We start from the raw sequence: 4,172 nt of genomic DNA, 5'->3' as shown, positions 1-4,172 counted from the left end.
GTTCTAGAAATCATTCCTGTTTCAATTACCAAAAATAACAGTTGTGCGGTTTAATAGTCAATCGCCCTTTGGAGAGCCTAAAATTCATCATTCGAAATTCGTAATTTTGTAATCAGTATGTCTTATCCTTCGTTGAATTTACCTTCTGCAGAACTGAAACTTTCCAAAGAGAAGGAGGAGTTTTTCGTTTGGTGCGTTATCCGCAAGAAGAAATTGCTTTTAACTCCGGAGGAATGGGTTCGGCAACACGTGATTCATTACCTCATCTCTTATAAGAAGACTCCGATTGAACGCATCAACAGTGAGCATTTATTGAAGATTAACGGTCAGAACAGAAGGTGCGACGTGGTGGTGGTGGATTCGTTCGGAAATGCCAAACTCATTATTGAATGTAAAGCGCCGGAAATCAACCTGGATGAAACCGTTTTTCTGCAAACGAGCAATTACATTCAGAAGAGCAAAGCTGCTTTTTTCTGGATGACTAACGGACTCCATCATGTGATTGTGGAATGCAGTAATCCGGATGTGTTTTTGGAGGAACTTCCGGAACTTTAAATGAAAATTGATAATGTAAAATTGAAAAGTAAACCGCTTGTTTGAATCGAAAACGACACTTTCTCTCTTCTTTTAACTTTTCAATTCTCCATTTTCAATTAATTGGCGTGTTTCGCTTCCAATTTAAATTCACTCGTTATGTGGAATGTCAGATCCGGGTAGTCTTTTTCTGCCATTTGCAATAAGAAGGATGTTTCGGCAAGGAATACCAGGTTATCGTCTTTGTCTTTTGCCAGGTACTGCGATTTTGCGCGCATGAAGTCTTTCAACTGATCTTCATTATCGGTCGTGATCCAGCATGCTTTGTGGAAGTTTCTCGGAACGAAACGACATTTCGCACCGTATTCGTGTTCCAAACGATAAGCAATTACTTCAAACTGAAGTTGTCCGACTGTTCCGATGATTTTTCTATTTCCCGGCTGCTGAATAAACAACTGAGCTACTCCTTCGTCCATTAACTGCGACACTCCTTTTTCCAATTGCTTGGATTTCATCGGATCGAGGTTTTCCAATTCCTGGAACAATTCAGGCGAGAAGCTCGGGATTCCTTTGAACATAAAGTTTTCGCCTTCATTCAAGGTATCTCCGATCTTGAAGTTTCCTGTATCGTATAATCCGATTACGTCTCCCGGATATGCTTCGTCGATCACACTTTTATCCTGTGCCATGAATGAAGTCGGATTCGGAAATTTGAATTTCTTGTCCAAACGCACGTGGTTGTAGAATGTATTCCGTTCGAATTTTCCGGAAACGATGCGTAAAAAGGCGATGCGGTCGCGGTGTTTCGGATCGAGATTCGCGTGAATCTTAAATACGAATCCTGAGAATTTTTTGTCTAATGGTTCGATTCGTTTCGTATCTGCATCTCTTCCCCGCGGAGAGGGCGAAATCCGTACAAAGGTATCCAGCAATTCCTTTACCCCGAAATTGTTTACGGCAGAACCGAAAAACACCGGAGCTACATCTCCTGAAAGGTATGTTTCGCGGTTGAACGGATCATACACTCCTTCGATTGTTTCGAGTTCTTCCCGCAATTCTTCAGCCGGTTTCTCTCCGACCAATTCATCCAATTCAGCTGAATTGATGTCTGAAAGCGATACGATGTCTGTCGAAATCTTTGTTTTATTCGCTGCGAACAGGTTGATGTTCTTATCGTAAATGTTGTAAACTCCCTGAAAACGGTCTCCCATTCCAATTGGCCACGCCAAAGGTCGGACATGAATGTCTAATGAGGATTCCAATTCGTCCAGCAACTCGAACGGATCTTTTCCTTCGCGGTCCATTTTATTGATGAAAATGATTACCGGAGTTTTTCGCATGCGGCATACTTCCATCAAGCGCTTGGTTTGTTCCTCTACCCCGTTTGCACAGTCGATTACCAGAATAACGCTATCAACAGCAGTCAATGTTCTGTAAGTATCTTCCGCAAAGTCCTTGTGACCGGGAGTATCCAAAATATTGATCTGTTTTCCGGAATACTCAAAAGCCATTACGGAAGTTGCAACCGAAATTCCACGCTGCTTTTCAATTTCCATGAAATCAGAAGTTGCTGTCTTCTTGATTTTGTTGTTTTTAACAGCCCCCGCAGATTGAATTGCACCACCAAAAAGCAGGAGCTTTTCAGTCAATGTTGTTTTACCTGCATCGGGATGCGAGATAATTCCAAAGGTTCTTCGCTTTTCAATTTCTACTTCGTTGCTCATGATTGCTGTTTTACGGGTGCAAAAGTAGTTCAAAAAGTGGGAATTTAAAAGTGCATGTTAGAGGCAAGATGGTTTGAGTCAAGAGACAAGACTGTTAGAGGCAAGACTTTTAAGTTGGAAATTATTTCAATTGATCCCGGGTTTTGGTGATGACAAGTTTTAAAGTTGTATCAAATACCAGGAATTGGTATCTTTGAGATACAAACCAAAGTTATGGCTAAAAACACGTCCATTTTGTTAGGTGATTATTTTGATGTTTTTATAAATCAACAAATTAAATCCGGAAAATATACTTCCGCGAGTGAGGTTATCAGAGCAGCATTGAGATTGTTTGAGCATGAAGAAAGTAAAAAAAGTGAACTCATAAATGAGCTAAAAAAAGGAGAAAAGTCAGGGTTTGTTACTGATTTTAACTCCGAATCATTCTTAAATCAAATGCATCAGAAGTATACCAAAAAATGAAACTCAAGTAAACAAGACGCAGTTGAGATCATCCGGGTTTTACACCAGTAAATGAATTTGGAATCCCGGCTAAATGATTAGATCAGGCTATTTCAACTGGTAAGAAAGGAGAATTTCGTGGGTCCCGTTGTTTGTAATTGAAGCGGAAGCGGTGTGATTACTGATCCAAAATTCATAGGTATAAGCCAATCTGAATTTTCCGGCAATATCGTAACCGATCATCGGCCCGACATTATAAGTTCCTCCGTTCGAAGGAATACTTGCTGATCCTCCGAACCACAAGCGATCTTTCCACGTTGCCAATAAAGCAAGTGAAGAACATATCGAAGTTTTGCCATCACTGTACGATTGAAGTCTTGGTGTCAATTTCCACTTTTCTCCCAATCCAAACGTGTAATCTGCAAACACCCAAAGGTGAGCTGCATTATTATAAGGGAAAAGAGAATCTTTGAATGTCGCCTGATTTAATTGGGTCACACTCAAACCCACATTCCATTTTTCGGAATGCAAAGCAATTCCTAAATCACATTGAAAAACCGGATTGTAATTTCGTGTCATGTATTGCGGTTGTGGAGTCGAAAAAACCAATTTCGAAGCGTCGAATTTTAAGGTTTTCAATCCTGCAGAGACTCCAACAGACAAGAACATTTTTTTGATCGGAATATGATAGGCGTAAGATGCCAAGGCTGTATGCGATTTATTCAACCCGATGACATCGTATTCATAACTCACTCCTACTCCGCTGTTAATTGAATCCAGTTTCATGGCATAATTTGCCCACAAAGTGGTTGGAGCGCCATTGATTTTGGTCCATTGATTTCGCCATTGCACGTTCGCCTGATGCTTGTAAACAGCGCCCGTCATCGCCGGGTTAGTATGCATGTAATTGTTCCAGAAGAATGCACTTCGAGGTTCCTGCTGTCCCGAAACTTGTTGGGAGAATCCTAAAATAAGGATGGTAATGATCAAGGTTTGAAGTAATTTCATCGAATTAGATTTTGCATGCGAACATAGAAAAAATAGATTAATTATCTTCGTCAAATGAAAGTTTTGATAGATTCATCGTGGGAAAAGGCTCTTCAGAAGTCATTTGACTCCCCTTATTTTGAAAACCTGGTGCATTTCGTTAAGCAGGAATATACCCGGTTTCCAAATCAAATTTTTCCGGAGGGGAGATACATTTTCCGTGCTTTCGACAGCTGTCCGTTTGATCAAATCAAGGTTGTAATCCTGGGTCAGGATCCTTATCCGACGAGAGGTCATGCGCACGGGCTTTGTTTCAGTTGCGACTCTCATGTGCGGCCGTTACCTAAAAGTTTGCAGAATATTTTTAAGGAACTGGAAGATGATCTGGGGATCAAAGCCCCGGCTAACGGCGACTTGAATCATTGGGCAAACCAGGGTGTTTTGCTTTTGAATTCGTTACTGACTGTTCGCGAAGGTCAGCCGCTT

General features: G+C 41.0%; 5 protein-coding genes. 3 read left to right on the top strand and 2 right to left on the bottom strand.

The window, feature by feature from the left end; genetic code table 11:
• Positions 1-117: 117 nt before the first annotated feature.
• Entirely contained in the window at positions 118-555 is a 438-nt protein-coding gene (locus tag Q1V93_RS14820; protein WP_300665727.1) for a type I restriction enzyme HsdR N-terminal domain-containing protein, read from the top strand.
• Positions 556-653: 98 nt separating this feature from the next.
• Here Q1V93_RS14820 and Q1V93_RS14815 read toward each other — a convergent pair whose 3' ends face one another.
• A complete protein-coding gene (locus tag Q1V93_RS14815; protein WP_300665726.1) occupies positions 654-2,258 on the bottom strand; it encodes a peptide chain release factor 3 in 1,605 nt (534 codons plus the stop codon).
• Positions 2,259-2,471: 213 nt separating this feature from the next.
• On the opposite strand from Q1V93_RS14815, the gene Q1V93_RS14810 reads away from it, so the two are divergent.
• Positions 2,472-2,720 carry a type II toxin-antitoxin system ParD family antitoxin gene (locus Q1V93_RS14810; protein WP_300665725.1) on the top strand — a complete coding sequence of 83 codons (249 nt, stop codon included), beginning with the start codon at positions 2,472-2,474 and terminating at the stop codon, positions 2,718-2,720.
• An 87-nt stretch (positions 2,721-2,807) separates the two neighbouring features.
• On the opposite strand, the gene Q1V93_RS14805 is transcribed toward Q1V93_RS14810, so the two are convergent.
• Positions 2,808-3,707 carry a PorP/SprF family type IX secretion system membrane protein gene (locus tag Q1V93_RS14805; RefSeq protein WP_300665724.1) on the bottom strand — a complete coding sequence of 300 codons (900 nt, stop codon included), beginning with the start codon at positions 3,705-3,707 and terminating at the stop codon, positions 2,808-2,810.
• 54 nt (positions 3,708-3,761) lie between these two features.
• Here Q1V93_RS14805 and Q1V93_RS14800 point away from each other — a divergent pair.
• Positions 3,762-4,172 (top strand): uracil-DNA glycosylase (locus tag Q1V93_RS14800; RefSeq protein WP_300665723.1); only part of this gene is annotated, 411 nt, incomplete at its 3' end.

Source organism: Fluviicola sp., assembly GCF_030151805.1.
Taxonomy (GTDB): domain Bacteria; phylum Bacteroidota; class Bacteroidia; order Flavobacteriales_D; family Crocinitomicaceae; genus Fluviicola.
This window is presented reverse-complemented; position numbering and strand designations above follow the sequence as displayed.

Coding starts and splice junctions, on each gene's coding strand:
- Q1V93_RS14820 (WP_300665727.1), top strand. CDS start 118: ATGTCTTATCCTTCGTTGAATTTACCTTCTGCAGAACTGAAACTTTCC.
- Q1V93_RS14815 (WP_300665726.1), bottom strand. CDS start 2,258: ATGAGCAACGAAGTAGAAATTGAAAAGCGAAGAACCTTTGGAATTATC.
- Q1V93_RS14810 (WP_300665725.1), top strand. CDS start 2,472: ATGGCTAAAAACACGTCCATTTTGTTAGGTGATTATTTTGATGTTTTT.
- Q1V93_RS14805 (WP_300665724.1), bottom strand. CDS start 3,707: ATGAAATTACTTCAAACCTTGATCATTACCATCCTTATTTTAGGATTC.